This window comes from Mesorhizobium yinganensis (genome assembly GCF_040081985.1).
Lineage (GTDB): Bacteria > Pseudomonadota > Alphaproteobacteria > Rhizobiales > Rhizobiaceae > Kumtagia > Kumtagia yinganensis.
Genome location: NZ_JBEBMH010000005.1, coordinates 299,238 through 325,176 on the forward strand (window position 1 = coordinate 299,238; position 25,939 = coordinate 325,176).

A 25,939-nucleotide genomic window follows, 5' to 3' on the forward strand; every position below is an offset into this window, starting at 1 on the left:
ATGGCAGCGATCACCACCTCTGCCCCGGCCGTGGCTGTCAGCCCGATCCAGCAGGGTCTCAAGGAAGCGTTTTACGCCGGCCTCATCGCCTTCGGCCTGTTCGTGCTGTTCATCGGGCTGAAGACCGACCAGAACATCAGCAACGAACTCGTCCTCGTCCAGCGCTGGGGTCTGTTGGCAACCGTCGTCATCATCGTGATGGCCGTTCGCTTTCTCTATGTCGCCTACGCTCTTCCGGCGCTCGCCAGCCGAAAAGCCGCAAAAGCGGCCGCGCCTGCCGTAGCGGCCGAGCCGGGCTTTTTCGGCAGGCACTTCCAGCAGATCGCCGTCGCGCTGCTGTTTCTTTTCCCGGTCATCGCCATCTCGCTCAGCGGTCTGCAGGGCTCGCTGAAATGGATCGACAATTTCGGCATCCAGATCCTGATCTACGTGATGCTGGCGTGGGGCCTGAACATCGTCGTCGGCCTCGCCGGCCTGCTCGATCTCGGCTACGTCGCCTTCTACGCCGTTGGCGCCTATGCCTATGCGCTGATCGGTACTTATCTCTACGCGGTTCTGCCTCCCGGATATGCCTGGATGGCCTTCTGGATCCTGCTGCCGGCGGCCGGCCTCATGGCTGCCTTCTGGGGCGTGATCCTTGGTTTCCCGGTGCTGCGCCTGCGCGGCGATTATCTCGCCATCGTGACACTCGCTTTCGGAGAGATCATCCGGCTAGTGCTGATCAACTGGCGTGAAGTCACCAACGGTTCGGCCGGCATTTCCGGCATTCCCAAGGTCGAGTTCTTCGGCTGGTTCACCTTCAACGTATCCAACCCGAACTACATCGCAAAGGTCTTCGACCTGCCGACATCCAGCGTCTATTACAAGATTTTCCTCTACTATCTCATCCTGCTGCTCTGCCTGCTCACCGCCTATGTGACGATCCGGCTGCGCCGCATGCCGGTCGGCCGGGCCTGGGAGGCCATGCGCGAGGACGAGATCGCCTGCCGGTCGCTGGGCATCAACACGACGACGACCAAGCTGACCGCCTTCGCCACCGGCGCCATGTTCGCAGGTTTCGCCGGCTCGTTCTTCGCCGCCCGCCAGGGTTTCGTCAGCCCCGAATCCTTCGTCTTCATCGAATCGGCGATCATCCTCGCCATCGTCGTGCTGGGCGGCATGGGCTCGCTGGTCGGCATCGCCTTCGCGGCGCTGGCGATGATCGGGGGCACCGAGATCCTGCGTGAATTGCAATTCCTCAAGCAGGTCTTCGGTCAGGACTTCACACCGGAACTCTACCGAATGCTGCTGTTCGGCATGGCCATGGTCATCGTGATGCTGTGGAAGCCGCGCGGCTTCGTCGGCAGCCGCGAACCCACCGCGTTCCTGCGCGAGAGACGGGCCGTATCGGCCTCCTTCACCAAGGAAGGTCACGGTTGATGAGCGCGGCGACTGCGATGTCCGATACTCCGATCCTCAAGGTCGACCACCTGTCGATGAAGTTCGGCGGACTGGTCGCCATCGGCGACCTCTCCTTCGAGGCCAGGCGTGGCGAGATCACCGCGCTGATCGGCCCGAACGGCGCCGGCAAGACCACGGTGTTCAACTGCATCACCGGTTTCTACAAGCCGACCGAGGGCATGATCACGCTCACCCGCCGAGACGGTTCGGCCTATCTCCTGGAACGGCTTCCCAACCACGAGATCCCGGCCTACGCCAAGGTGGCGCGCACCTTTCAGAACATCCGCCTGTTCTCCGGCATGACCTTGCTCGAGAACCTGCTGGTCGCCCAGCACAACAAGCTGATGAAGGCCTCCGGCTACACAGTCATGGGCCTGCTCGGCATTGGCGGCTATCGCAAGGCAGCTTCCGAAGCCGTCGACCTTGCCAAATACTGGCTCGAGAAGGCGGAACTGGTGGATCGCGCGGACGATCCGGCCGGCGACCTGCCCTATGGCGCGCAACGCCGCCTGGAAATCGCCCGCGCCATGTGCACCGGGCCGGAACTGCTTTGCCTCGACGAGCCGGCCGCCGGCCTCAATCCTCGTGAATCGCTGGCGCTCAACACCTTGCTCAACGACATCAAGGACAACACGGGCACGTCGATCCTGCTCATCGAGCACGACATGTCGGTGGTCATGCAGATTTCCGACCATGTTGTCGTGCTGGAGTACGGCCGCAAGATTTCCGACGGCGATCCGACCTTCGTGAAGAGCGATCCGCGTGTCATCGCAGCTTATCTCGGTGTCGACGACGAAGAGGTGACCGATGTGTTGTCCGAGGTCGGCGACGACCAGGTGATCGAACAGCTTGACGCCGAACCCGACCGCGCCCATGGCCCAGCCGACTCGTCCTCCATGATGGCCGGTTCTGTTTCTGACACCATTGCCCACAGCGACGACTATGGCGAACGCATCACCGTTTCGCCGTCGGCATCGAAGGCGCGGCAGATCGACGAACTGGAGGCGCGCCACAAGGCCGCCAAACCAGGCGACGCCAAGCGTGGGGGTGACAAGTAATGGCCGCGCAGCCTCTGCTCGACGTCCGCGGTGTGGAAACCTACTACGGAAACATCCGCGCCCTGAACGGCATAGACGTTGCCGTCAACGAAGGCGAGATCGTCGCCCTGATCGGGGCCAATGGCGCCGGCAAGTCCACGCTGATGATGACGATCTTCGGCAGTCCGCGCGCCCGCGCCGGCAAGATCACCTTCGCCGGCACCGACATCACCAATATGCCGACGCACGAGATCGCCCGGCTGCGCATCGCGCAGTCACCCGAGGGGCGACGGATATTCCCGCGCATGACCGTCCTGGAAAACCTCCAGATGGGCGCGAACCTCGACAAGCTGAAGCATTTCGACGAGGACGCGGAGAAGGTCTTTACCCTCTTCCCTCGCCTCAAGGAGCGCATCACCCAGCGTGGCGGCACGCTGTCGGGCGGCGAGCAGCAGATGCTGTCGATCGGCCGCGCACTGATGGCGCGGCCGAAGCTGCTCTTGCTCGATGAACCTTCGCTCGGCCTGGCGCCGCTCATCGTCAAGCAGATCTTCGACGCCATCAGGGAACTCAACCGGTCGCAGGGCCTGACTGTGTTCCTCGTCGAGCAGAATGCGTTCGGCGCGCTGAAGCTGGCCACCCGCGGCTACGTCATGGTCAACGGCAACGTTACCATGAGCGGCACGGGCAAGGAACTTCTCGCCGATCCGGAGGTGCGCGCCGCCTATCTCGAAGGCGGCCGTCACTGAGATTTTGGAGATTTTGGCGATGCACGGAATTCTCTACGAGGAAGCCTCCATCTGGCAGTTCTTCTTCGTCACCTGCTTGCTCGGCGGCTGGGCGGCGTGGATGACGGGCCGCGCCTGCGCGCAGACCTGGCGGCCGGTCAGCGCCCTTGTCGTCTATCTGCTGCTGCTCGGCATAGCGGTGCGGTTCATCCATCATGCTCTGTTCGACGGCACTATGTTCACGGCTCAATATTACATCGTCGATACGATCATCCTGCTGGTGCTGGGCCTGCTCGGCTATCGCATCACCCGTACGAACCAGATGATAACCCAATATCATTGGCTCTACGAAAAGACCTCGGCGCTCGGCTGGAAAGCCAAGGGCTGACGTTGACCATTCGCGCCGGAGCTAGGACGAAACGGCGTGACAAGTGCCTGAAAATCGGCAAACTGGCCTTTCTGCGATAAGGGTGGGCATCGCATGAAGGCATCATCCTCGCCCACTCCGTAATGGGAGCGTTTAAATGAAGAAATCACTTCTGTCCGCAGTTGCACTGACCGCCCTGATGGCGTTCGGCGGCAGCGCCTGGGCGGACGTTGTCATCGGCGTCGCCGGCCCGATCACCGGCCCGAACGCCGCCTTCGGAGCTCAGCTCCAGAAGGGCGCCGAGCAGGCTGCTGCGGACATCAATGCCGCCGGCGGCATGAACGGCGAGAAGATCACGATCGTCGTCGGCGACGACGTCTCCGATCCGAAGCAGGGCATCTCGGTCGCCAACAAGTTCGTCGCCGATGGCGTCAAGTTCGTGGTCGGCCACTTCAACTCCGGCGTCTCGATCCCGGCCTCGGAAGTCTATGCCGAGAACGGCATCCTCGAGATCACGCCTGCCGCCACCAACCCGGTCTTCACCGAGCGCGGCCTGTGGAACGTGTTCCGCACTTGCGGACGCGACGACCAGCAGGGCGGCATTGCCGGCGCCTATCTGGCTGCCAAATTCAAGGACGCCAAGATCGCGGTCATCCACGACAAGACCCCGTACGGCCAGGGCCTCGCTGACGAAACCAAGAAGGCGATGAACGCCGCCGGCGTCAACGAAGTCATGTACGAAGGCGTCAATGTCGGCGACAAGGACTTCTCGGCCCTCATCGCCAAGATGAAGGAAGCCGGCGTTACCATCATCTATTGGGGCGGCCTGCATACGGAAGCCGGTCTGATCATCCGCCAGGCGGCGGACCAGGGCCTGAAGGCCACGCTGGTTTCGGGCGATGGCATCGTGTCGAACGAACTGGCCTCCATCGCTGGCGACGCCGTTGCCGGTACGCTGAACACCTTCGGCCCCGATCCGCGCCTCAACCCGGCGAACAAGGAACTGGTCGAGAAGTTCCGCGCCGCTGGCTTCGAGCCGGAAGCCTACACGCTCTACTCCTATGCCGCCGTGCAGTCGCTGGTTGCCGGCGCCAAGGCCGCCAACTCGCTCGACACGCAGGAAGTTGCCAAGGCTCTGAAGGCCTCCGCTCCGTTCCCGACCGTGCTCGGCGAGATGTCCTTCGACGAGAAGGGCGATCCCAAGCTTCCGGGCTACATTATGTATGTCTGGAAGAAGGGCGACGACGGCAAGTATACCTACGTCCCTGAGTGATCTGACCGTCGCTTGACGGAATACCGATGCCCGGCGCGCAAGCGCCGGGCACTTTTTCGTTCGGCGGCTGCCTATTCTTAAGTCGCGCTCCGCGCCCTGCTGATTTTGGTTGCACTGCACCATTTTCGCGCTATTCATGAACTTCCCGCCATCCCCAGGCAGTCGGAGCGCGTTTTTGCCGATCACCAAGATCCTCGTCGCCAACCGGTCAGAAATCGCCATCCGCGTCTTCCGCGCGGCCAATGAACTTGGCCTTAAAACGGTGGCGATCTGGGCGGAGGAGGATAAATATTCGCTGCACCGCTTCAAGGCCGACGAGAGCTACCAAGTCGGGCGCGGCCCGCATCTGGCGCGTGACCTCGGTCCGATCGAGAGTTATCTGTCGATCGAGGAAGTGATCCGCGTTGCAAAGCTTTCCGGTGCCGACGCCATCCATCCCGGCTACGGCCTGTTGTCGGAAAGCCCGGAATTCGCCGAGGCCTGCGCGGAGGCCGGCATAACCTTCATCGGCCCGAAGCCGGAAACCATGCGCCGGCTGGGCAACAAGGTCGCCGCCCGCAACCTCGCGATCGAGGTCGGCGTTCCCGTTGTGCCGGCGACTGACCCCCTGCCGGACGATCCGGAGGCGATCAAGAAGCTGGCGGCGGAAATCGGCTATCCCGTCATGCTCAAGGCGTCCTGGGGCGGCGGCGGGCGCGGCATGCGCGCGATCCGCTCTGAGACGGATCTTCTGCGCGAAGTCACCGAAGGCAAGCGCGAAGCGAAAGCCGCCTTCGGCAAGGACGAGGTCTATCTCGAAAAGCTGATAGAGCGCGCCCGCCACGTCGAGGTGCAGGTGCTGGGCGACACGCACGGCAACGCCGTGCACCTGTTCGAGCGCGACTGCTCGATCCAGCGCCGCAACCAGAAGGTCGTAGAGCGCGCCCCGGCCCCCTATCTCAGCCAGACGCTGCGCGAGGAATTGTGCGGTTATGCGCTCAAGCTCGCCAAGGATACGGCCTATATCGGCGCAGGCACGGTCGAATTCCTGCAGGACGCCGACACCGGGAAATTCTATTTCATCGAGGTCAACCCGCGCATCCAGGTCGAGCACACCGTCACCGAGCAGGTGACCGGTATCGACATCGTCAAGGCGCAGATCCACATCCTCGACGGGTTCGCCATCGGCACGCCGGAATCCGGCGTTCCGGCGCAGAGGGACATCCGCCTGAACGGCCATGCGATGCAGTGCCGCATCACCACGGAAGATCCCGAGCAGAATTTCATTCCGGACTACGGCCGCATCACAGCCTATCGTGGCGCGACGGGATTCGGCATCCGGCTGGACGGCGGCACCGCCTATTCCGGCGCCGTCATCACCCGCTACTACGATCCGCTGCTGGAAAAGGTGACCGCCTGGGCGCCGACGCCGGAGGAGGGCATTGCCCGCATGAACCGGGCGCTGCGTGAGTTCCGTATCCGCGGCGTGGCGACCAACCTCACCTTCCTCGAAGCGATCATCAACCACCCGTCCTTCCGCGACAATTCCTACACGACGCGCTTCATCGACACGACGCCGGAACTGTTCGCGCAGGTGAAGCGGCAGGACCGCGCGACCAAGCTGCTAAACTATCTGGCCGACGTCACGGTCAACGGCCATCCCGAGACGCGCGGCCGCCCCATGCCCAAGGCTGACGCCGCGGCGCCCGAAGTGCCCTACCTCGACAGACCGATCGTCGACGGCACGAAGCAGAAGCTGGATGCACTCGGCCCGGAAAAATTTGCCGCCTGGATGCGGGCGCAGAAGCAGGTGCTCGTCACCGACACCACCATGCGCGACGGCCACCAGTCGTTGCTTGCCACCCGCATGCGCACCTACGACATCGCAGGCATCGCCGGCACCTATGCCCGCGCTCTGCCACAGCTCTTGTCGCTGGAGTGCTGGGGCGGCGCGACCTTCGACGTCGCCATGCGCTTCCTCACCGAGGATCCGTGGGAGCGCCTCTCGCTGGTGCGCGAGGCCGCGCCCAACCTGCTCCTGCAGATGCTGCTGCGCGGCGCCAACGGCGTCGGCTATACAAACTACCCCGACAATGTCGTCCAGCATTTCGTCAAGCAGGCCGCCGAGGGCGGCGTCGACCTGTTCCGCGTCTTTGACTGCCTGAACTGGGTCGAGAACATGCGCGTTTCCATGGACGCGGTCGGCGCCGAGGGAAAGCTGTGCGAAGCGGCCATGTGCTACACCGGCGACATCGCCGATCCGGCCCGCGCAAAATACAGTCTCAACTATTATGTCGGCCTGGCCAAGGAACTGGAAAGGGCCGGCGCGCATATTCTGGCGGTCAAGGACATGGCCGGCCTGCTAAAGCCCGCCGCGGCACGCGTCCTGTTCAAGGCGCTGCGTGAGGAAACGGATCTGCCGATCCATTTCCACACGCACGACACCTCCGGCCTTTCGGCGGCGACCGTGCTGGCGGCGATCGACAGCGGCGCCGACGCGGTCGACGCGGCGATGGATTCGTTCTCCGGCAACACCTCGCAGCCCTGCCTCGGCTCGATCGTCGAGGCGTTGAACGGTTCCGAGCGCGACTCCGGCCTGGACACGGAATGGATCCGCCGCATATCCTTTTACTGGGAGGCCGTGCGCAACCAGTACGCCGCCTTCGAAAGCGATTTGAAGGGGCCGGCCTCCGAAGTCTATCTGCACGAGATGCCGGGCGGCCAGTTCACCAATTTGAAGGAACAGGCGCGCTCGCTCGGGCTGGAAACCCGCTGGCACGAGGTCGCGCAGGCCTATCATGACGTCAACCTGATGTTCGGCGACATCGTCAAGGTGACGCCGTCCTCCAAGGTGGTGGGCGACATGGCGCTGATGATGGTCAGCCAGGATCTGACCGTCGCCGACGTCGAGAACCCGGCCAAGGATATCGCCTTCCCCGACTCGGTCGTCTCAATGCTGCGCGGCGATCTTGGCCAGTCGCCCGGCGGCTGGCCCGAAAAGCTCCAGAAGAAGGCGCTCAAGGGTGACAAGCCGATCACCGTGCGTCCCGGCTCGCTTCTCAAACCCGCCGACCTGACGAAGAGCCGCAAGGAGATCGAGGAAAAACTCGGCCGCAAGCTGACGGAGCAGGAATTCGCCTCCTGGCTGATGTATCCAAAAGTGTTTTCGGATTTTGCCGCCGCGCAGGACGTCTACGGACCGGTCAGCGTGCTGCCGACGCCGGTCTATTTCTACGGCATGAAGGCCGAGGACGAGATTTTCGTCGACATCGAGAAGGGCAAGACGCTGGTCATCCGCTGCCTCGCCATCGGCGACGTCAACGAAAAGGGCATGGTCACCGTCTTCTTCGAGATCAACGGCCAGCCTCGCCGCGCCAAGGTGCCCGACCGGGCGCATGGCGCGTCCAACGGCAAGGCGCGCCGCAAGGCCGAGCCGGGCAACGACGCGCATGTCGGCGCGCCGATGCCAGGCGTCATCTCGACGCTCGCAGTCGCTGCAGGCCAAGCCGTGAAGGCGGGCGACGTGTTGCTGTCCATCGAAGCCATGAAGATGGAAACGGCCATGCACGCCGAGCGTGACGGCACCATCGCCGAAGTGCTGGTGAAGACCGGCGACCAGATCGACGCCAAGGACCTGCTGGTCGTTTACGCGGCGTAGGCCGAAAGGGAGCGTTGACCCGACACCCTCGCTCCGCCGACCGAAGGCAGGGGTCAGTCCTGGCATCAGATTTTCCACACTGAGTTGGGGACAGAGGAGCCCATTTTTCGCCGGCAAATGACTCGCCTGGAGAACGGCGATATGCTGTTGTCAGTCGGGCGAAATTCATGCTGCCACGGTGCTGCCGGCTAACGACGGGGAAGGAGATGTCGGCTGATGCTTGGATGGTTCCGTGCGCTGCTACCCCGCGAGGACCGCTTCTTCGACCTCTTCGAAAGGCATGCAGGAATCGTCGTCGAAGCGGCGGGCGCCCTGGAGAAATTGCTCGAGGGCGGCGCCGATGTCGAAAAACACGGACGCCGGATCGTCGAACTCGAGGATCAGGCGGACGAGGTGACGCGGCAAGTCATGGACGCCGTGCACCGTAGCTTCATCACGCCGTTCGACCGTGGCGACATCAAGGACTTGATTCAGTCGCTCGACGACGCCGTCGACATGATGCACAAGACCGTCAAGACGGTCACCCTGTTCGAGCAGCGCTCCTTCGAGCCGCGAATGCGCGAAATGGGCGCCATCATCGTGCAGGCGGCGAGGCTCACCGCCGAAGCGATACCGTTGCTCAAGAAGGTCAGCGCCAACGCCGAACGCCTCCAGGCTTTGGCGCGGGACGTGACCATCGTCGAGGGCCGCGCCGACGAGTTGCACGAGGAGGGCCTGAAGGAGTTGTTCCGGCTGCATGGCCAGTCGAACGGCATGGCCTTCTTCATCGGCAGCGAGATCTACGGCCATCTCGAGAAGGTCGTCGACCGCCTCGAGGACGTGGCCAACGAGATCAGCGGCATCGTCGTCGAAAACGTGTAGCGGCCAAAGCCCCGATGGATGCCGCGCTCGCCTTTCCCCTGCTCGTTGGCCTTGTCGCCGTAGCGCTGTTCTTCGATTTCCTGAACGGCCTGCACGACGCCGCCAACTCGATTGCCACCATCGTCTCGACTCGCGTGCTGAGACCGCAATATGCCGTCTTCTGGGCCGCCTTCTTCAATTTCATCGCATTCCTGTTCTTTGGGCTGCATGTGGCGCAGACGCTGGGCACCGGCATCATCGATGCATCCATCGTCGATCCCCAGGTGGTCTTCGCGGCACTGGTCGGCGCCATCGTCTGGAACCTGGTGACCTGGTATTTCGGAATTCCGTCCAGCAGTTCGCACGCGCTGATCGGCGGCCTGGTCGGCGCGGGCGTCGCCAAGGCGGGCGGCGGCGCGATCGTCTGGAGCGGCTTGCTCAAGACCTCCGCGGCGATCGTGCTCTCCCCGGCCACCGGCTTCGTGCTGGCGCTCCTCCTCATCCTGCTCGTTTCCTGGCTGTTCGTGCGCGCCACTCCGTTCGCCGTCGACAGTACATTCCGGGTGCTGCAGTTCGTGTCGGCCTCGCTCTATTCGCTCGGCCATGGCGGCAACGACGCGCAGAAGACGATGGGCATCATCGCGGTGCTGCTCTATTCGCAGGGCTATCTCGGCGACGAGTTCTACGTTCCGTTCTGGGTGGTGATCTCGTGCCAGACAGCACTGGCGCTCGGCACGCTGTTCGGCGGCTGGCGCATCGTCCACACGATGGGGTCGAAGATCACCCGGCTCAATCCGATGCAGGGTTTCTGCGCCGAGACCGGCGGAGCGATCACGCTCTTCGCCGCGACGTGGCTCGGGATTCCCGTGTCGACGACGCACACCATCACCGGCGCCATCATCGGCGTCGGCGCGGCCCGTCGCGCCTCGGCGGTTCGCTGGGGCCTGGCCGGCAACATCGTCGTCGCCTGGGTGATCACGATTCCCGCCACCGCGCTGATTGCCGCGCTCGCTTATGCGGCGGTAACGCCCTTCGGCTGATGCCGGGCGATGATCATGACAGGGCGTCGCGGGCAATGCTCGGAGAAAGTTCCATTTCCGTTGCGATTCGGCCCGACTGCCGCTATATAGATCGTGATTTCCCAAAAATTGGTGGTTCTGACCACCGCCCGCGCTAGGGACGCGGGCGAACGAGAGGATATTTCGCGATGGCAAACACCCTGCTCATGCCCAAGGCGACCGCCGTCTGGCTGGTCGACAACACCGCCCTTTCCTTCGACCAGATCGCGCAGTTCTGCTCGCTGCATCCGCTGGAGGTGAAGGCCATTGCCGACGGCGAATCGGCGCAAGGCATCAAGGGCATGGACCCGATCATGACCGGCCAGTTGTCGCGCGACGAGATCGCGAAAGCCGAGAAGGATCCGAACTACCGCCTGCGGCTGTCCGATCCGAAGGTGCGCGTGCCGGAATCGAAGCGCCGTTCGCCGCGCTACACGCCGCTGTCGAAGCGCCAGGACCGGCCCAACGCCATATTGTGGCTGGTGCGCAACCATCCCGAACTCAAGGACGCGCAGATTTCGCGGCTCGTCGGCACGACGAAGTCGACCATCGAGCAGATCCGTGAGCGCAAGCACTGGAATGCCGCCAACCTTCAGCCGATGGATCCGGTGACGCTCGGCCTGTGCTCGCAGATCGATCTCGACATCGAGGTTCAGCGCGCCTCGGCCGGCAAGCCGGCGCCCGCGCCGGTCGGCGACACGCTGCTGCCCGCTTCGATGACTGAGCGGCTGACGCCCGCGGTCGATAAGCCGAGGAACGAAGACGACGAACTGGACGCCGATGCGGTGTTCGCAAAGCTCTCCGCGCTGAAGTCGAAGCCGGAAAGCGACGAGGAATAGGCGTCGCTCGAAGCGCGCGGGAACCTACGATTCCCGCGCCCTGTGGCTCGACCCCATGTCGTCACCTGTGCGCTCCATGGTCCGATAGAAGTCGGCGAGCAGCTTGCCCTTCTCGGGTTTGAATTTCCGCTCGGCGCAGATGACGCTGGCGATGCGGTCGATGCGGAAGGCCCGGAAATCGCCGCGCATCTCGCACCAGGCGACCAGCGTCCACACCTTGCCCCAGAACCACAGGCCAAGCGGCCGGACGTCGCGCATGGAACCGCGGCCGCCCTCGTCCTTGTAGTCGAGGGTCAGCACCGTCCGGCTTTCGACGGCGCGTTCGATCAGGTCGATCGCCTGGCGGTCGGCGTCGCTGACCACCCACATCGGCGTGTGGATCTCGGTGCGGGCGATGCGGTCCTTCTCGCTGTCGGGAAGCACAGCGCCGATCTTGACAAGCGCCTCCTCCGCAGCCCGCGCCATAGCCGCGCCGCCGAAGGCGCGAACCATGCGGGCGCCGGCCACCAGCGCCACGATTTCGTCACGCGTGAACATGAGCGGCGGAAGGTCGAAGCCTTCCCGCATGATGTAGCCGACGCCGGCTTCCCCGTCGATCGGCACGCCGGTCGACTGCAGATCGGCTATGTCGCGGTAGATCGTCCGCTCCGACACTTCGAGCCACTGCCCGAGTTTCTGCGCTGTCACAAGGCGACCGCCACGAAAATGCTGCACGATCTGGAAGAGACGGTCTGCTCGCCGCATGGATCAATCTCCGAGCCCTTCCCGCCGCCTTTGCTCGGCGACGAAATCCGCGCCGAAGGTCAGCCGCTTCGTCGTCGGCGTGTTGGCGTCCAGCACCCGCCAGAACGGCGTGATGTCCTTGAGCGGCATGCCGCGCTGCAACGCTTCGTTGGCCGCTTCCGCGACCGTCCTCAAATGATATCCCATATAGACCGGGCAGGACACCTCGGCGCCGTTCTCGATCGCCAGCGCGGTACGAAGCGCGCGGACGTCGACCTTCACGCCTTCCTGGATGGAGCGGATGAAGTCGTCGACCTGGCGCGCCGTCGGCACGAGCATCGTCTGCCCCTCGATGACGTCGCCGACGGTACGCGGTGACGGCTTGATCACCGGCTGGCCGGCGTCGAGTCTGTCGGTCCAGTTCGTCATCAGACGCTTCCCGCCGGAACGAACAGGCCGAAACTGTTGCCGTCGGGGTCCAGGCAATAGCCGAAACGCCCTGCCGGGATCTCGATCGCCGGAGAGACCACCTTGCCGCCGTTTTCGGTCACGCGCTTCATGCCGTCTTCCAGCGGCGCGGAGACGGCCAGATGGATGGTCGGTCCCGTGCCGGCCGGCGCCGGCTTTCCCGGATAGACGTGTCCGGAGGCGCCGGCTTCGGTGGCCGCGAACATCGCGATCGGGTTCGGCCCGGACTCTTCAAGCGACAAGGTGTTTTGCAGCACGGCGCCGTAGAAGCGCCGGGCCGCTTCGATGTCCGTCACCGGAATCTCGAACCAGATCGATGCTTTGGGTGGCATATAGCTGGCCATGAAAGCTCTCCACGAACTGCTGACATTACTCTTGCCACGGTCCTCCTGACAGCATTCTGTCAGGAGGACCGTCATGACGCTGGCTGATGCTCCCTGGCGTAGAGCGTCTTCATGTCGGAAAGCTCGGCTTCCCGCTCAGGATAGAGGGCCGACAGGAAGGCATGGGCGAAGGTGCCGGGAGCCGATCCCGGAGCGGATATGATCCTGCCATCGGCGACGGCATGGGGAACGTCGGCATATCGTTCGTGCCCCGCATAGTCCGGCAAATGGGCCAGAATCCAGTCGCGGCCATTGCTGGTGTGGTTTGCCTGTGCAAACAAACCGGCGCGGGCCAGCGGCAGCGTCCCAGCGCAAATGCCGCCGACCACGCCGCCGCGAGCCGCGACGGCATTGAGCAGTGGAGTGAGTTCCGGCGCTTGCGGCGTCGGCCACAGGTCGGAGCCGATCACCGCGACGGCGTCCAGATCGCCATTGTCCGCGACGGCAATGTCCCGCTCGGGTGTCAGCAGAAAGCCGCCCATTGACCGTACGGGACTGCCGCCGGGCGACAAGGCGACTGCTTTCGCACCGAACCAATCGACGGCGGACGCGGACAACAGGCCGAACTCCCAATCGGCGAAACCCTCGACGAAAACAAACCCGATCGTATTGGCTTCCCGCATCAGCTTGCTCCAGATCCGTCACGGCGGCGCGGAGGTCGCCGCCGTCTCGTCACACGATTCTCCGCTGCGTCAGTTGAAGGCCCGTTTGCCGAACCGGTCGGGCCATCCGATATCCTTGCGGATATCGGCCGGCAGCGAATTGAGAAAGCGCTCGGTGCGGGCTTCGTTGCGCAGCGTCTGCATTTTGCCCGTGTATCGGCGAATCGAACGGACGACGTTCAGCGGATTCATGACGGCTTCTCCTCATCTTTACGAAACCATCATCGCACACCCCTCCTGACAGCAGTCTGTCAGGTAGCCGTCGCCGGGGATCAGGTCGGTGCGACGGGCACCGTGTAGTTGAGGGCCAGCCGCCCGCCATCGGCGTAGAGCGTCTGTCCCGTGACGTAACTCGCCTCGTCGGAAGCCAGGAAAACGGCGATTGCCGCGATCTCGTCGGGATTTCCGATTCGGCCCAGAGGCGTGCGCGACAGCAGCCGAGTGCGGGCGCCGGCATCGCTGTTGGCGGCCGAGAGCATGTCGGTGGCGATCGAACCCGGACCGATGGCGTTGACGCGGATGCCGTGCGGGGCAAGCGCCAGCGCCATGACGCGGGTCAACTGATTGACGCCGCCTTTCGAGACGGTATACGCGACCTGGTCGGGGATCGCGACAACCGCGTTGATCGACGACATGTTGACGATCGAGCCGGGATTGCCGCCGCCCTTGATCTTGTCGACCATATACCGGGCAACGGCCTGTCCTGCCAGGAACGAGCCTTTCAGGTTGACATGCAGAACGCGGTCGAAATCTTCCTCGCTGAGATCGAGGAATGCCTCTCCATGTACGATGCCGGCGTTGTTGACGAGGATGTCGATGTCGCCGAAGGCTTCCAGCGTCGCCGCGACCAGATTGTGCACGTCGAGCCGCTTGCCGACATCGGTCTTGCAGAAACGGACGTCTCCGAAACCCGAGAGGTCGCGCTCGGCTTTGCCGCCACGTGCCGCGTCAATGTCGGCGACCATCACCTTGCAGCCTTCCTGAAGAAACCGCCTGGCGATGGCGAATCCGATTCCGCCGGCCGCGCCCGTTACGATCGACACCTTGCCTTGCAGTTTCATAGCGCTGTTCCTTCAGCCTCGCCGAACGTGGCGAAGCGGCAGCCTTTGGTCAACAGGCGCCATGGACTTGCCGATGTTTGCAGGATTGTGCTGGCGGCGAAGCCACGACACACTATCTACAAATGATGGCTGGAGAAGAACGACCGAAATGCCGATATCGGTGAGCAAATCCGCCGCGGCGGTTGTGGTCGTCATTGCGGCGCTGTTCTGCGGCGCAGCCCAAGCTCAGTTTACCACCTTGCAGCAGCGTCAGCAAAACGAACTTCTGCACAAGCGTCTTGGAATACCGCTGCCTGTCATCGAGCGCTGGCAGAAGACACAGGATTTCCAACAGCAGCAACAGCGCAACCGCGCGCAGGATCGCCGCCAGGTGATGAGGCCGCAACGGAAAGCCCCTATTCCCCGCATACGGCCAACCTGCCTGAACCCGATCTACGGCAACGAATATATGCGGCGCAACAAGTGCCCCTGATGCGGGGATGACCTGCGGCCTTCGCTTAGATTCCTCCAAGAGTTGAACCAAGGGTGGCGACAGTGCCGCCTACGATGATCGACATGTCGTGACATGCCCCGACATGTCCCGCCCTGCCTTCTCGCCCTGAACTCCCGCAGGCTTATTCTCTTCGCTTGGCCGCCTCTCGAAGCGGGAGTGAATGGAGTTTTCCGAGATGGTCGCCTGGACCGGTACCGTAGCCAACGAATTCAAGAGCGGCAGTGCCGACGCAGACCAGCTTGATGGCGCCGGCGGAAACGACACCTTGCATGGACTTGACGGTGACGACGAACTGCGGGGCGGCGCAGGCGACGACGAGATCTATGGCTGGGAAGGCGCCGACCAGCTTTTCGGCGGCGACGGCAATGACTGGATCGTCATGGGCCGCCCCGATTTCTACGGCACGCCGGGCGGTACCTACGGTTCCGACATAGCCGACGGCGGCAACGATGTGGACATGGTCGTGATCAGTTGGTGGAACCAGTTGATCAACGGGGTCGCCACTTCGATCACGCTGGATTTCGGCGACGGTAATTTCACGGTCCAGGGCGGTGGCTCGGACTGGGAAAAGGCCACCAATTTCGAGCAGCTTTCCTATTACGGTTCCGAGGGTGGCGACGTCATCACCGGTGGCGACAGCGACGATTTCTTCCAGCTTGGCGGCGGCAACGACATCCTGCGCGCCAAGGGCGGTGACGACTACATCTACGACAATGGCGGCAAGTTCGACATCGATGCCGGCGCGGGCATCGATACGCTGCGGCTGGATACGCTGACGCTGCTGACGTCGGGCGCGACGTTCAAGCTGAACAGCAGCGGCATCGCCACGGTCGGCGGCTCACTGAGCGGCACCGTCAAGAACGTGGATGCGCTCTACATCGAATGGAACAGCGGCACTTCCTTTGCCGATTTCTTCACCGGCGGGAATTATGACGACACGATTCACGGCGGCGCCGGCAACGACACGATCGAGGGCGGAGCAGGCAATGACGAGCTCGTCGGCCAGGCTGGCGACGACGTCATTCGGGGCGGCGCCGGCAACGATTCCATCGATGGTGGCGGCTTTCTCGGCGTCAATCCCAACTTCACAGGCCATGACACGCTCTATGGCGACGACGGGAACGACGCGCTCGATGCCGGGTCGGACGGCAGCACCATGCGCGGCGGTAATGGCAATGACAGCCTTGCCGGCGGCGACGGCGTCGACATCATGTATGGCGATGCCGGAAACGATGGTTTTTACGGCGGTAACGGTGACGACAAGATCTATGGCGGCGACGGCGATGACGGCATCCGCTGCGACGACGGCGCCGACAGGATCGATGGCGGTGCCGGCATCGACGGCATAACCTTCTATTGGGCCGAGGTCGATCCGGCGACGTTGCGCGAATATGGCGCGACGGCCGACCTCGAGGATCAGTCCAAGAACAAGGGCCGCGAGGCCGTAGGCGACATCTATATCTCCATCGAGAACATCCACGGCACCTATAATGGCGAGGACACGCTGCGTGGAAACGACGCCGACAACATTCTCGACGGCGACGGCAATGCCGACATATTGGAGGGGCGCGGCGGCGCCGATCAGCTCATCGGCGGCCCCGGCGTCGGGATACGCGCAATCGATACCGCCTCGTACCTGAGCGCGCCGACCGGCGTGGTCGCCAATCTCACGTCACCGGCGGGCAACACCGGCGACGCCAAGGGTGATACCTACGTTTCGATCGAAAACCTCGAAGGTTCGGCCTTTTCCGACAAACTCACCGGCAATGCCGTCGCCAATGTGCTCACCGGCCTCGGCGGCAACGACACGCTGGCCAGCGGGGCAGGCACGGATCATCTCGACGGGGGGACCGGCGCCGACAGCATGGACGGCGGCGCCGACAGCGATAGCTATATCGTCGACAACGCGGCTGACGTGGTTATCGAAGCGGTGGGCGGCGGCGCCGCGGACCGGGTGTCGGCAAGGGCGAGTTATGGGCTCGCAGCCGGCGCCGAGGTCGAGCTTCTGACCACGACCTCGTCGGGAGGGACCACCGCGATCGACCTCGCCGGCAACGCGCTGAAGCAGGAGATCACCGGCAACGCCGGTGTGAACACGCTGCGCGACGGCGGTGGCGTCGGAGATGTTCTGAGGGGAATGGGCGCCAACGACACCTATCTGGTCTACAGCGGCGCCACGGCGATCGTCGAAACCGCCTCGCAGGGAGCGGCCGACAGGGTCATGGCAGCGGTCGACTATTCGCTTGGGAAAGGTGTCTACGTCGAGCAGCTCACAACCACGAGCGCGAGCGGGACTTCGGCAATCGACCTCACCGGCAATGCGCTGAAGCAGGAGATCATCGGCAACGCCGGCGCTAATATATTGCATGACGGCGGGGCAGGGGCCACTGACACCTTGAAAGGCCTGGGCGGCAACGACACCTATCTGATCTATAATTCCGGCGATCTCATCGTCGAAGGCGCCACGCAAGGCACGGCGGACAGGATCGCCGCGGCGGTCGACTACCTCTTGGGTGCCGGCGTCCATGTCGAGGCCATGCAGACGACCAGCTTGACCGGAACCTCGGGCATCGACCTTACGGGGAATGAGATTGCCCAGAAGATCACCGGCAATGCCGGCTCGAATATCCTCGACGGCAAGGGTGGCAACGACACGCTGACCAGCGGCAGCGGCAAGGATTTTTTTGTCTTCTCCACGAAACTCGGCACCGGCAGTATCGATACGGTCACCGACTTCAACGTTGCAGACGACACGGTCCGGCTGGAGAACGCGATCTTCACCGCGTTGACCACGACCGGCGCCCTCGCAGCCTCAGCCTTCCGCGCCAACGCCACGGGGCTTGCCGGCGACAGCGACGACCGCATCATCTACGAGACCGATACCGGCAAGCTCTTCTACGACGCCAACGGCTCCGCTTCGGGCGACAGCATTCATTTCGCCACGCTCACCATCGGCCTCGGCCTCACCAGCGCCGATTTCGTGGTTGTGTAGGCGTCGCGGCGCCTGACAGATTTTGTCACCAGGACATTGCCGCCGGCTTGTTTCACCCCAGGCCCGTCCCTAAGTGCACCGCACAAGAAACGTCTTCCGGCATGGCCAGCCACGTCAGTGCTTGCGATGTGACCGGGCGCTTCTGCTCGAACGGCGAGGAAAACAGCAGGACTATCATAGGCATAGCCGGCTTGCCGTTGCTCCAATAGAATGCTGCGGTGCAACAGGGCTTGATAAACCAGCCCGGCTGGCTTCATAAATCGATTATACCGCGCAAGCGACCAGTGAGAGGGCGCATATGGATACGACCTTTATTTCCTCTGGACGTTCAAAGCAGCGTTCGGGTGCGGCGAGGATGCGTTCTCTTGTCATTGGGCTTTCGGCGGCGCTGCTGTTTCCGTCAGCCGCCGCCTGGGCGCAACAGCCACCGCCTCCGTCCGTCACTGTGGCTAAGCCAGTCGTGCGCGACATCGTCGAGGATGACGAGTTCGTCGGACGTTTCGACGCCGTCGATGAGGTTGCCGTTCGCTCGCGCGTCGCCGGCTACCTGCAGGAAGTCCATTTCCGCGATGGCGCCTTGGTCAAGAAGGACGACCTGCTGTTCACCATCGACCAGCGCCCGTACCAGGCCGCATACGATGCGGCCAAGTCGCAGGTGGACGTAACCACCAGCGCCCTGGCGTTCGCGAAGATGCAACTCGAGCGCGCGGAGACGCTGACAAAATCCGGCAATTTGTCGATGTCGACCCTGGACGACCGACGCCGTGAATTCCTAGGCGCCCAAGCGCTGCAGCAGGGCGCAGAGGCAGCCCTGCGTACCGCCAGCCTCAACCTCGAGTTTACGGAGATCAAGGCGCCGCTGGCCGGCCGCATTGGCCGTCGGCTGGTGTCGGTGGGCAACCTGGTCCAGCCCGACTCGACGCTGCTGACCACGATCGTGGCCGTCGACCCGATCGATTTTTACTTCGACATCGATGAGCGCTCCTATTTCGCCTATGCCCGCGACGCTCGCACCCGGGGCGGCGTCATGCAGGAGGGCGGCGGTGGGCTCGACGTGGTCGTGCATGTCGCCGACCGCAACGAGGCGGCCTTCAACGGTAGGCTGGACTTCGCCGAGAATCGGCTGGACCAGCAGACCGGCACGATGCGCGTGCGCGCCCGCTTCGACAACAAGGACGGCGTGCTGCAACCGGGCATGTTCGGGCGCGTCAACGTTCCGGGTTCCCTGCCGCATAAGGGCATTCTCCTGCCCGACGAGGCGATCGGCGCCGATCAGAACCGCCGCATTGTCTACGTCGTCGATGACGCCGGCCTGGTCTCGACCAAACCGGTGCGCACCGGCCCGCGCATCGATGGATACCGGGTGATCCGCGAGGGGCTGACCGGCGACGAGACCGTCGTCGTCAACGGCCTGATGCGCGTGCGCCCCGGCGTCAACGTCAAGCCTGAGATGACTACCCTGCCGCCGAAGGCGACCGAAGGTCAGACGCAATGAGTTTTTCGCATTTTTTCGTCAACCGCCCGATCTTCGCGGCGGTGCTGTCGATCGTGCTTTTGATCGTGGGCTCGATCGCCTACACCCAGCTTCCGGTCGCGCAGTATCCGGAGATCGCGCCGCCGACCATCGTGGTGCGCGCTTCCTATCCGGGCGCCGACGCGGAGACCATCGCCGCGACGGTGGCGACGCCGATCGAGCAGGAGATCAACGGCGTCGAGCACATGCTCTACATGTCGTCCTATTCCTCCAATGACGGCGCGATGGCACTGACCATCACCTTCAAGCTAGGCACCGACCTTGACCAGGCGCAGGTGCTGGTTCAGAACCGGGTGTCGATCGCCGAGGCGCGCCTTCCCGAGGAGGTGCGGCGGCTGGGCATCACCACGGCCAAGAGTTCGCCCGACCTGATGATGGTCGTCCACATGCTGTCGCCGGACGACACCTACGACCAGCTCTACGTGTCCAACTATGCTCGCACCCGCATCCGCGACGTGCTTCTGCGGCTCGACGGCGTCGGCGACGTGATCATTTTCGGCGAACGCGAATATTCGCTGCGCATCTGGCTCGATCCGCAAAAACTGTCGGGCTATGGCATGACCGCCGGCGACGTGGTGGAATCCCTGCGCGAGCAGAACGTGCAGGTTTCGGGCGGCTCGATCGGCGCGCCGCCGATCGACGATGGCGCAGCCTTCCAGTACACGGTGACAACTCAGGGCCGCTTCGACGATGCCCGGGATTTCCGCTATGTCATCGTCAAGTCCACCGAAGACGGCCGGCTGATCACGCTGCAGGACGTGGCGCGCATCGAGCTCGGTGCAAAGGACTACGTCACCAACTCCTATCTCAACGGCAAGCAGGCGGTGGCGCTCGGCATCTTCCAGCGGCCTGGCACCAACGCGCTGGCGTCGGCGGAAGAGATTCAGCGAACAATCAAGGAGCTCTCGGCCGATTTCCCGAAGGGGCTCGCCTACGACATCATCTATAACCCGACCGAGTTCATCGCCGAATCGATCAACGAGGTTTACAAGACCATCATCGAGGCGATCCTGCTGGTCGTCATCGTCATCATCGTCTTCCTGCAAAGCTGGCGCATGGCGATCGTGCCGATTGTGGCCATCCCGGTCTCGCTGATTGGCACCATGGCGGTGCTGCTCGCGCTCGGCTTCTCGCTGAACATGCTCACTTTGTTCGGCCTGGTGCTGGCTGTCGGAATTGTCGTCGACGACGCGATCGTGGTGGTCGAGAACGTCGAGCGCAACATCGCCATGGGCCTCAGTCCGCGCGGCGCGGCCCACCGCACCATGGACGAGGTAGGCACGGCGGTCATCGCCATCTCGCTGGTGCTGATCGCGGTGTTCGTGCCGACGGCCTTCATCCCCGGCATCTCCGGCCAGTTCTACCTCCAGTTCGCGATCACCATCGCGGTGTCGACTGCGATCTCCGCCTTCAACTCGCTGACGCTGTCGCCAGCGCTGGCCGGTGTGCTGTTCAAGCCGCATGGCACGCAGCACTCCAATTTCTTCCTTGCCCGCTTCGGCCGCGCGCTCGCCAACGGCTTCAACCGCGGCTTCGACGCGATGGCGCACGGCTACGCTAGGCTCGTGCATTTCCTCGTCGGCTCGACGGCGATGCTGCTCGTCATGCTGGCGATCTTCGCCGGGCTGATCTACGCCACCTACCACATGCTGCAGACGGTGCCGCGCGGCTTCATCCCGCAGATGGACCAAGGCTACGCGATCGTCGTCATCCAACTGCCCGAGGGCGCGTCGCTGGGCAGGACCGACGCGGTGGTGCGGAAGGCATCGGACATCATCCGCGCCACGCCAGGCGTCGCCAACGCGGTCGCCTTCGCAGGCTTCTCCGGAGCGACTTTCACCAACGCCAGCAATGCCGGCGTGGTCTTCGCGCCGTTCAAGAGTTTCGAGGAACGTCTGGAGCACGGTCAGTCGGCCGGCCAGATCATCGGCCAGTTGTTCGGCAGCCTGCAAAGTATCCAGGAAGCCTTCATCATCGCGGTGCCGCCTCCATCGGTGCGCGGCATCGGCAATTCCGGCGGCTTCAAGATGATGCTGCAGGAGCGCAACAGCGCCGACATGCGGCCTATCCTGGGCCTTGCCTACCAAATCATGGGCGTCGCCAACCAGACGCCGGACCTGACCGGCGTGTACACGACCTTCTCGGCCTCAAGCCCGCAATTCTACCTGGAGATCGACCGCGATAAGGCGCGCATGCTTAACGTGCCGATCCCCAACATCTTCGAAACGCTGTCCATCAATCTCGGCACGGCCTACGTCAACGACTTCAACGCCTTCGGCCGCGTCTACCAGGTGCGGGCGCAGGCCGACCAGAATTTCCGGGTCGAGCGCGACGACATATTGAGGCTCAAGGTACGCTCGGCGACGGGCGCGCTGGTGCCGCTTGGCACGCTGGTCGAGATCCGCGACGTGACCGGCCCCTCGCTGGTGCAGCGCTACAACATGTATGTCTCGGTGCCCGTGCAAGGCAATGCCGCGCCCGGCGTGTCGACGGGCACGGCGCTCGATCTCATGGAAAAAGTCGCAGCCGAGAACCTGCCGCAGGGCACGTCCTATGAGTGGACGGAACTGGCGCTGCAGGAAAGGCAGACCGGCAATACGGCGGTCTTCATCTTCGGCCTTTCGGTGCTGTTCGTGTTCCTGGCGCTGGCGGCACAATATGAGAGCTGGGTCATGCCCTTCGCCATCGTGCTGATCGTGCCGCTCGGCGTGCTGGCGGCGTTGATCGGCGTCGCTTTCCGGGGATTGGACAACGACATCCTGGTGCAGATTGGCCTGATCGTGCTTGTCGGGCTTGCGGCGAAGAATTCGATCCTGATCGTCGAATTCGCGCGACAAGCGCAGGAACGCGGCGCGACGCCCGTGGAAGCTGCCGTCGAGGCTGCAAGGCTCCGCTTGCGACCGATCCTGATGACGGCCTTCGCCTTCATCCTCGGCGTGGTGCCGCTGATGATCGCCACGGGCCCCGGCGCCGAAATGCGCCAGTCGTTGGGAACGGCGGTTTTTTCCGGTATGCTCGGTGTCACCATCGTCGGCCTGTTCCTGACGCCGGTGTTTTACGTCACGCTGCGGCGGCTGGTGCCTTACCGGCCGGCGGCAGACACCGAGACGCCGGTGCTCACGCCGGGTGAGTGACTGAAGTTCGCGGAAGCGGGCTGCGATGCGGTCGCCGCTCGCGTGATTGCGATTGCGGATCGATTGGCCTCGGCAAGAGCCGGATGGGCCGCTTCGATGAGCGGCTCATCCCTTTTCGACGTCGAACTCTGGCGTCAGATGACGCTGAAATCCGCGTTGGTCAAAGCCAGGCCTGTCGTCAGCGTGGCGAAATGAACAGCGGCGGTCGACCCTGTCCCGTCGGCGTCGTAAAACAGCTTGCCCGTATCGTTCTCGTAGATGATGCGGTCGGTGCTGTCGCCGGCGGCGCCCGTTGCGTTGGCACGGAAGGCGGCTGACGCCAATGTGCCGGTCGTGGTGAGCTTGGTGAAGATGGCGTTCTCCAACTGGATGGTGTCATTGACGACGGAGAAGTCCTTCACGGTGTCGACATTGCTGGTGCTGAGCGTGTTTGCGAACCGGAAGAAATCCGAGCCGCCGCCGCCAGTCAGCGTATCCGAGCCCAGACCGCCGTTGAGAGTATTTTTGCCGGAGTTACCGATCAGGATATTTGCCAGCGAATTACCTGTGCCGTTGATGGCCAAGGATCCGGTCAGAGTTAGGTTCTCGACGTTACCGAAGACGACCGCCGTGTTGCCGAGGCTGAAAGTGATTGAAGATCGAACCGTGTCTGTTCCGTTGGCGGAATCCGAGTTGGGATTCTCGTCAATTGTATCGCCAACGTTGCCGACGACATAGGTGTCGTTTCCTGCGCCCCCGCGCATGTCATCGGCACCAACCCCGCCGTCGAGAAAGTCGTTGCCGTCGAGCCCGCGAAGCCGGTTCGCGGCGCTGTTGCCGGTCAACGTGTCGTCGAAATTCGTGCCCCGCACCCGCTCTATGCTGATCAGCGTGTCCTGCCGACCAAAACCGTCGATTGCCACCCCGGTGGTCAGGTTGACCGTCACGCCGTCAGTGCCCCCCTGGCGAACGTCACGATCATAGCGGACCTCGTCCACGCCGCCCTTGCCGTCGATCTTATCGCGACCGCCAAGTCCATAGAATTGTTCATCGAGCGAAGAGCCATTGATAATGTCGGCGAACTGTGTTCCGCGATAGCCTTCGAACCCTTTGAAGGTCTCACTGTTGCCCCAGGGATCGCTGACCGTGCCGGCCACGGCATCGAGCACGATGCCGTGCAGTGCAGTGCGATCCCAATAAGAATCCCAGAAACTTAACTGGTCGAAGCCGGTGCCGCCGTCATAGGTATCCTTGCCGGAGCCACCTTCAAAGTAGTCGTCGCCGTTACCGCCTTTCAGCACATCGTTGCCGGCATGGCCATATATGTCGTCGGTGCCCGCCGACCCGTTGACCGTATCGTTGCCGCTCATAATCCATTGATTGAAGCCCCAGGCGTCGAAACCACCGTCGTAATAGAAGGTTTCGGCAGCGTCGAAGACGTTGACCAGAGGTCGGTTGAAGCCGGTGAGCGCCTGCAGCACAGTGGTGCCGTTGCTGAGAAAGAGTTGCAGCCCGGTCGCTGTACCAGCGATCGCATAGCCGCTGGCATCGAAGGCGAAGCTGGTGCCGGACACCTTCAGGATGAGCCCGCTGGCAAGCTTGTAGGTAATGCTGGTGGTGTTGGGGGTGCCCACGATCGTGGCGTTGTGCAGATCGAGCAACTCGCCCAGGGAAGGATTGTAGTCGCCAAAGGCGGGCAGATATTGTGAATTCGGAAAAGACATTGTGACGGTCGGCATACTGAGACTCCCCGTGCCAATCTGGCTTCCATCAGCCGATTGTCATCGTTGTCATGACGCGCGCGAAGATCAATTGTCCGTTTAATAAAGAATTAACTAATTTATTCGACTAAATGCTTAGGCGCCACGCAATTCGGCCGATTGGATTTACGCCCTTTCGGCGACAGGCCGCTGCCGGTTTTGCAACTGTGGCAAGCTGATGATGTGGATTTCGATGTCAGATGACGCTGAAATCTGCGTTGGTTAGGGCAAGCCCGGCGGTCAACGTGGCGAACTGGACCGCTGTTCCGGCTCCATTTCCATCAGCATCATAGAACAGCTTGCCCGTATCGGTCTCGTACATGATCCGATCGGTAGCGTCACCAGCCAGACCCGTGGTATTAGCGCGGAAGGCTGCGGATGCGAGCGTACCTGTCGTCGTCAGCGCGGCAAAGATTGCGTTCTCAAGCTGGATGGTGTCGTCGGCTACCGAGAAATCGGTGATGATGTCTACATTGCTCGTGCCAAGGGCGTTCGCAAAACGGAAGAAATCCGTTCCCACGCCGCCGGTCATTGTGTCTTTGCCAGAACTGCCGTTGAGTATGTTGGCCGCGCTGCTGCCGACCAGAGTGTCGGCAAAGCTCGAACCGGTAACGCTTTCGATCGATGAGTAGGTGTCACCTGCCGCTGCCCCGGTGTTGGTCGCCGGACTGCTCAGGTTCACCTTCACGCCAGCGGTTGCGCCGGCGTAGGAGGCGGTGTCGGTCCCCGTTCCGCCGATCAGTTTGTCAGTGCCGTCACCGCCGATCAGTGTGTCGTTACCAAGCCCGCCGGAGAGAACGTCGTTGCCCGCCGCACCAGACAGCCTATTGGCGCCATCGTTGCCGGTGAGCGCGTTGTCGAGGCCGTTGCCGGTTCCGTTGATAGCGGCGGTTCCCGTGAGCTTCAGATTTTCGACGTCGCCGAACACCACGGACGTATTGGCTAGGCTGAAGGTGATCGACGACTGCACCGTATCGATCCCTTCGGCAAAATCGGAGTTCGGATTCTCGTCTACCTTGTCACCTGTGTTGTCGACGACATAAGTATCATCGCCGGCGCCGCCGCGCATGTCGTCGGCCCCGCCCTTGCCGTCAAGTATGTCATTGCCGTCAAGTCCGCGCAGACGGTTGGCTATGCTGTTACCAATCAATGTATCGTGTTGAATCGTCCCGCGGACGTTCTCGATATTGACCAGGGTGTCCTGCTTGTGACCTGAGACCCTGAACTTCCTCCAGATTTGGGTAGAGTCCGTCGATCATGGAGACGGATGATGCGACCTTCGAGGTTCACGGAAGAACAGATCATCGGGATGCTGAAGGAGCAGGAGGCCGGTGGGAAGACGGCGGATGTCTGCCGCAAGCACGGCATCTCGGCTGCGACCTTCTACAAGTTCAAGGCGAAGTTTGGCGGGATGGAGGTGTCCGACGCCCGTCGCCTGAAGGCTCTGGAGGACGAGAACGCCCGGCTGAAGAAGCTGCTGGCCGAGCAGATGCTGGACAACGCGATCCTGAAGGATGTCGCCGCAAAAAAA

General features: G+C 63.0%; 22 protein-coding genes. 14 read left to right on the forward strand and 8 right to left on the reverse strand.

The features are described 5' to 3' along the window. The 9 genes from livM to ABMA59_RS13335 all read left to right on the forward strand — a co-directional run bounded on the left by livM (window position 1) and on the right by ABMA59_RS13335 (window position 11,219). Window positions 1-1,419 carry a high-affinity branched-chain amino acid ABC transporter permease LivM gene (gene livM / locus ABMA59_RS13295; protein ID WP_349005833.1) on the forward strand — a complete coding sequence of 473 codons (1,419 nt, stop codon included), beginning with the start codon at window positions 1-3 and terminating at the stop codon, window positions 1,417-1,419. Continuing rightward, window positions 1,419-2,498, forward strand: a complete 1,080-nt coding sequence (locus tag ABMA59_RS13300; protein WP_349005834.1) for an ABC transporter ATP-binding protein — start codon at window positions 1,419-1,421, stop codon at window positions 2,496-2,498. Before livM ends, ABMA59_RS13300 begins: the two co-directional genes overlap by 1 nt. After that, window positions 2,498-3,226 carry an ABC transporter ATP-binding protein gene (locus ABMA59_RS13305; RefSeq protein WP_349005835.1) on the forward strand — a complete coding sequence of 243 codons (729 nt, stop codon included), beginning with the start codon at window positions 2,498-2,500 and terminating at the stop codon, window positions 3,224-3,226. The genes ABMA59_RS13300 and ABMA59_RS13305 overlap by 1 nt, the downstream gene beginning before the upstream one ends. 19 nt (window positions 3,227-3,245) lie before the next feature. After that, window positions 3,246-3,593 carry a DUF6867 family protein gene (locus ABMA59_RS13310; protein ID WP_349005836.1) on the forward strand — a complete coding sequence of 116 codons (348 nt, stop codon included), beginning with the start codon at window positions 3,246-3,248 and terminating at the stop codon, window positions 3,591-3,593. 136 nt (window positions 3,594-3,729) lie between these two features. Further along, the gene (locus ABMA59_RS13315; RefSeq protein ID WP_349005837.1) at window positions 3,730-4,845 is read left to right on the forward strand and encodes a branched-chain amino acid ABC transporter substrate-binding protein; all 1,116 of its coding nucleotides are present in this window, start codon (window positions 3,730-3,732) and stop codon (window positions 4,843-4,845) included. Between the two features lie 175 nt (window positions 4,846-5,020). Beyond that, the gene (gene pyc, locus ABMA59_RS13320) at window positions 5,021-8,482 is read left to right on the forward strand and encodes a pyruvate carboxylase (protein ID WP_349005838.1); all 3,462 of its coding nucleotides are present in this window, start codon (window positions 5,021-5,023) and stop codon (window positions 8,480-8,482) included. 216 nt (window positions 8,483-8,698) lie between these two features. Continuing rightward, window positions 8,699-9,343: a DUF47 domain-containing protein gene (locus tag ABMA59_RS13325; RefSeq protein ID WP_349005839.1), complete on the forward strand. Its 645-nt coding sequence runs from the start codon at window positions 8,699-8,701 to the stop codon at window positions 9,341-9,343. Between the two features lie 14 nt (window positions 9,344-9,357). Continuing rightward, on the forward strand, window positions 9,358-10,362 hold the full coding sequence (locus ABMA59_RS13330; RefSeq protein ID WP_349005840.1) for an inorganic phosphate transporter: 1,005 nt from the start codon (window positions 9,358-9,360) through the stop codon (window positions 10,360-10,362). A gap of 167 nt (window positions 10,363-10,529) precedes the next feature. Further along, window positions 10,530-11,219 (forward strand): DUF1013 domain-containing protein, encoded by a 690-nt coding sequence (locus ABMA59_RS13335; protein ID WP_349005841.1) that lies wholly within the window; start codon window positions 10,530-10,532, stop codon window positions 11,217-11,219. Between the two features lie 24 nt (window positions 11,220-11,243). On the opposite strand, the gene ABMA59_RS13340 is transcribed toward ABMA59_RS13335, so the two are convergent. The 6 genes from ABMA59_RS13340 to ABMA59_RS13365 form a co-directional block, all read right to left on the reverse strand. Continuing rightward, window positions 11,244-11,963 (reverse strand): helix-turn-helix transcriptional regulator, encoded by a 720-nt coding sequence (locus ABMA59_RS13340; protein ID WP_349005842.1) that lies wholly within the window; start codon window positions 11,961-11,963, stop codon window positions 11,244-11,246. Between the two features lie 3 nt (window positions 11,964-11,966). Then, window positions 11,967-12,371 carry a hypothetical protein gene (locus tag ABMA59_RS13345; RefSeq protein ID WP_349005843.1) on the reverse strand — a complete coding sequence of 135 codons (405 nt, stop codon included), beginning with the start codon at window positions 12,369-12,371 and terminating at the stop codon, window positions 11,967-11,969. Next, window positions 12,371-12,754, reverse strand: a complete 384-nt coding sequence (locus ABMA59_RS13350; RefSeq protein WP_349005844.1) for a VOC family protein — start codon at window positions 12,752-12,754, stop codon at window positions 12,371-12,373. Before ABMA59_RS13350 ends, ABMA59_RS13345 begins: the two co-directional genes overlap by 1 nt. A 71-nt stretch (window positions 12,755-12,825) precedes the next feature. Next, window positions 12,826-13,416 (reverse strand): DJ-1/PfpI family protein, encoded by a 591-nt coding sequence (locus tag ABMA59_RS13355; protein ID WP_349005845.1) that lies wholly within the window; start codon window positions 13,414-13,416, stop codon window positions 12,826-12,828. Window positions 13,417-13,485: 69 nt separating this feature from the next. Continuing rightward, window positions 13,486-13,647: a hypothetical protein gene (locus ABMA59_RS13360; protein ID WP_349005846.1), complete on the reverse strand. Its 162-nt coding sequence runs from the start codon at window positions 13,645-13,647 to the stop codon at window positions 13,486-13,488. 80 nt (window positions 13,648-13,727) lie between these two features. Continuing rightward, window positions 13,728-14,516: an SDR family NAD(P)-dependent oxidoreductase gene (locus tag ABMA59_RS13365; RefSeq protein ID WP_349005847.1), complete on the reverse strand. Its 789-nt coding sequence runs from the start codon at window positions 14,514-14,516 to the stop codon at window positions 13,728-13,730. Window positions 14,517-14,583: 67 nt separating this feature from the next. Here ABMA59_RS13365 and ABMA59_RS13370 point away from each other — a divergent pair, with 67 nt between their 5' ends. From ABMA59_RS13370 to ABMA59_RS13385, 4 genes are all read left to right on the forward strand, one after another. Then, window positions 14,584-14,988 (forward strand): hypothetical protein, encoded by a 405-nt coding sequence (locus ABMA59_RS13370; RefSeq protein ID WP_349005848.1) that lies wholly within the window; start codon window positions 14,584-14,586, stop codon window positions 14,986-14,988. Window positions 14,989-15,169: 181 nt separating this feature from the next. Continuing rightward, window positions 15,170-18,001 carry a calcium-binding protein gene (locus tag ABMA59_RS13375; protein ID WP_349005849.1) on the forward strand — a complete coding sequence of 944 codons (2,832 nt, stop codon included), beginning with the start codon at window positions 15,170-15,172 and terminating at the stop codon, window positions 17,999-18,001. A gap of 355 nt (window positions 18,002-18,356) precedes the next feature. Then, window positions 18,357-19,496 (forward strand): efflux RND transporter periplasmic adaptor subunit, encoded by a 1,140-nt coding sequence (locus ABMA59_RS13380; RefSeq protein ID WP_349005850.1) that lies wholly within the window; start codon window positions 18,357-18,359, stop codon window positions 19,494-19,496. Further along, a complete protein-coding gene (locus ABMA59_RS13385) occupies window positions 19,493-22,669 on the forward strand; it encodes an efflux RND transporter permease subunit (protein ID WP_349005851.1) in 3,177 nt (1,058 codons plus the stop codon). The genes ABMA59_RS13380 and ABMA59_RS13385 overlap by 4 nt, the downstream gene beginning before the upstream one ends. A gap of 134 nt (window positions 22,670-22,803) precedes the next feature. Here the strand turns inward: ABMA59_RS13385 and ABMA59_RS13390 are convergent, their stop codons facing one another. Together ABMA59_RS13390 and ABMA59_RS13395 are read right to left on the reverse strand one after the other, a co-directional pair. Continuing rightward, entirely contained in the window at window positions 22,804-24,387 is a 1,584-nt protein-coding gene (locus tag ABMA59_RS13390; RefSeq protein ID WP_349005852.1) for a calcium-binding protein, read from the reverse strand. A 217-nt stretch (window positions 24,388-24,604) separates the two neighbouring features. Then, window positions 24,605-25,558: a calcium-binding protein gene (locus ABMA59_RS13395; protein ID WP_349005853.1), complete on the reverse strand. Its 954-nt coding sequence runs from the start codon at window positions 25,556-25,558 to the stop codon at window positions 24,605-24,607. Window positions 25,559-25,678: 120 nt separating this feature from the next. On the opposite strand from ABMA59_RS13395, the gene ABMA59_RS13400 reads away from it, so the two are divergent. Then, on the forward strand, window positions 25,679-25,939 hold a 261-nt coding region (locus ABMA59_RS13400), incomplete at its 3' end, for a transposase (protein ID WP_349005854.1).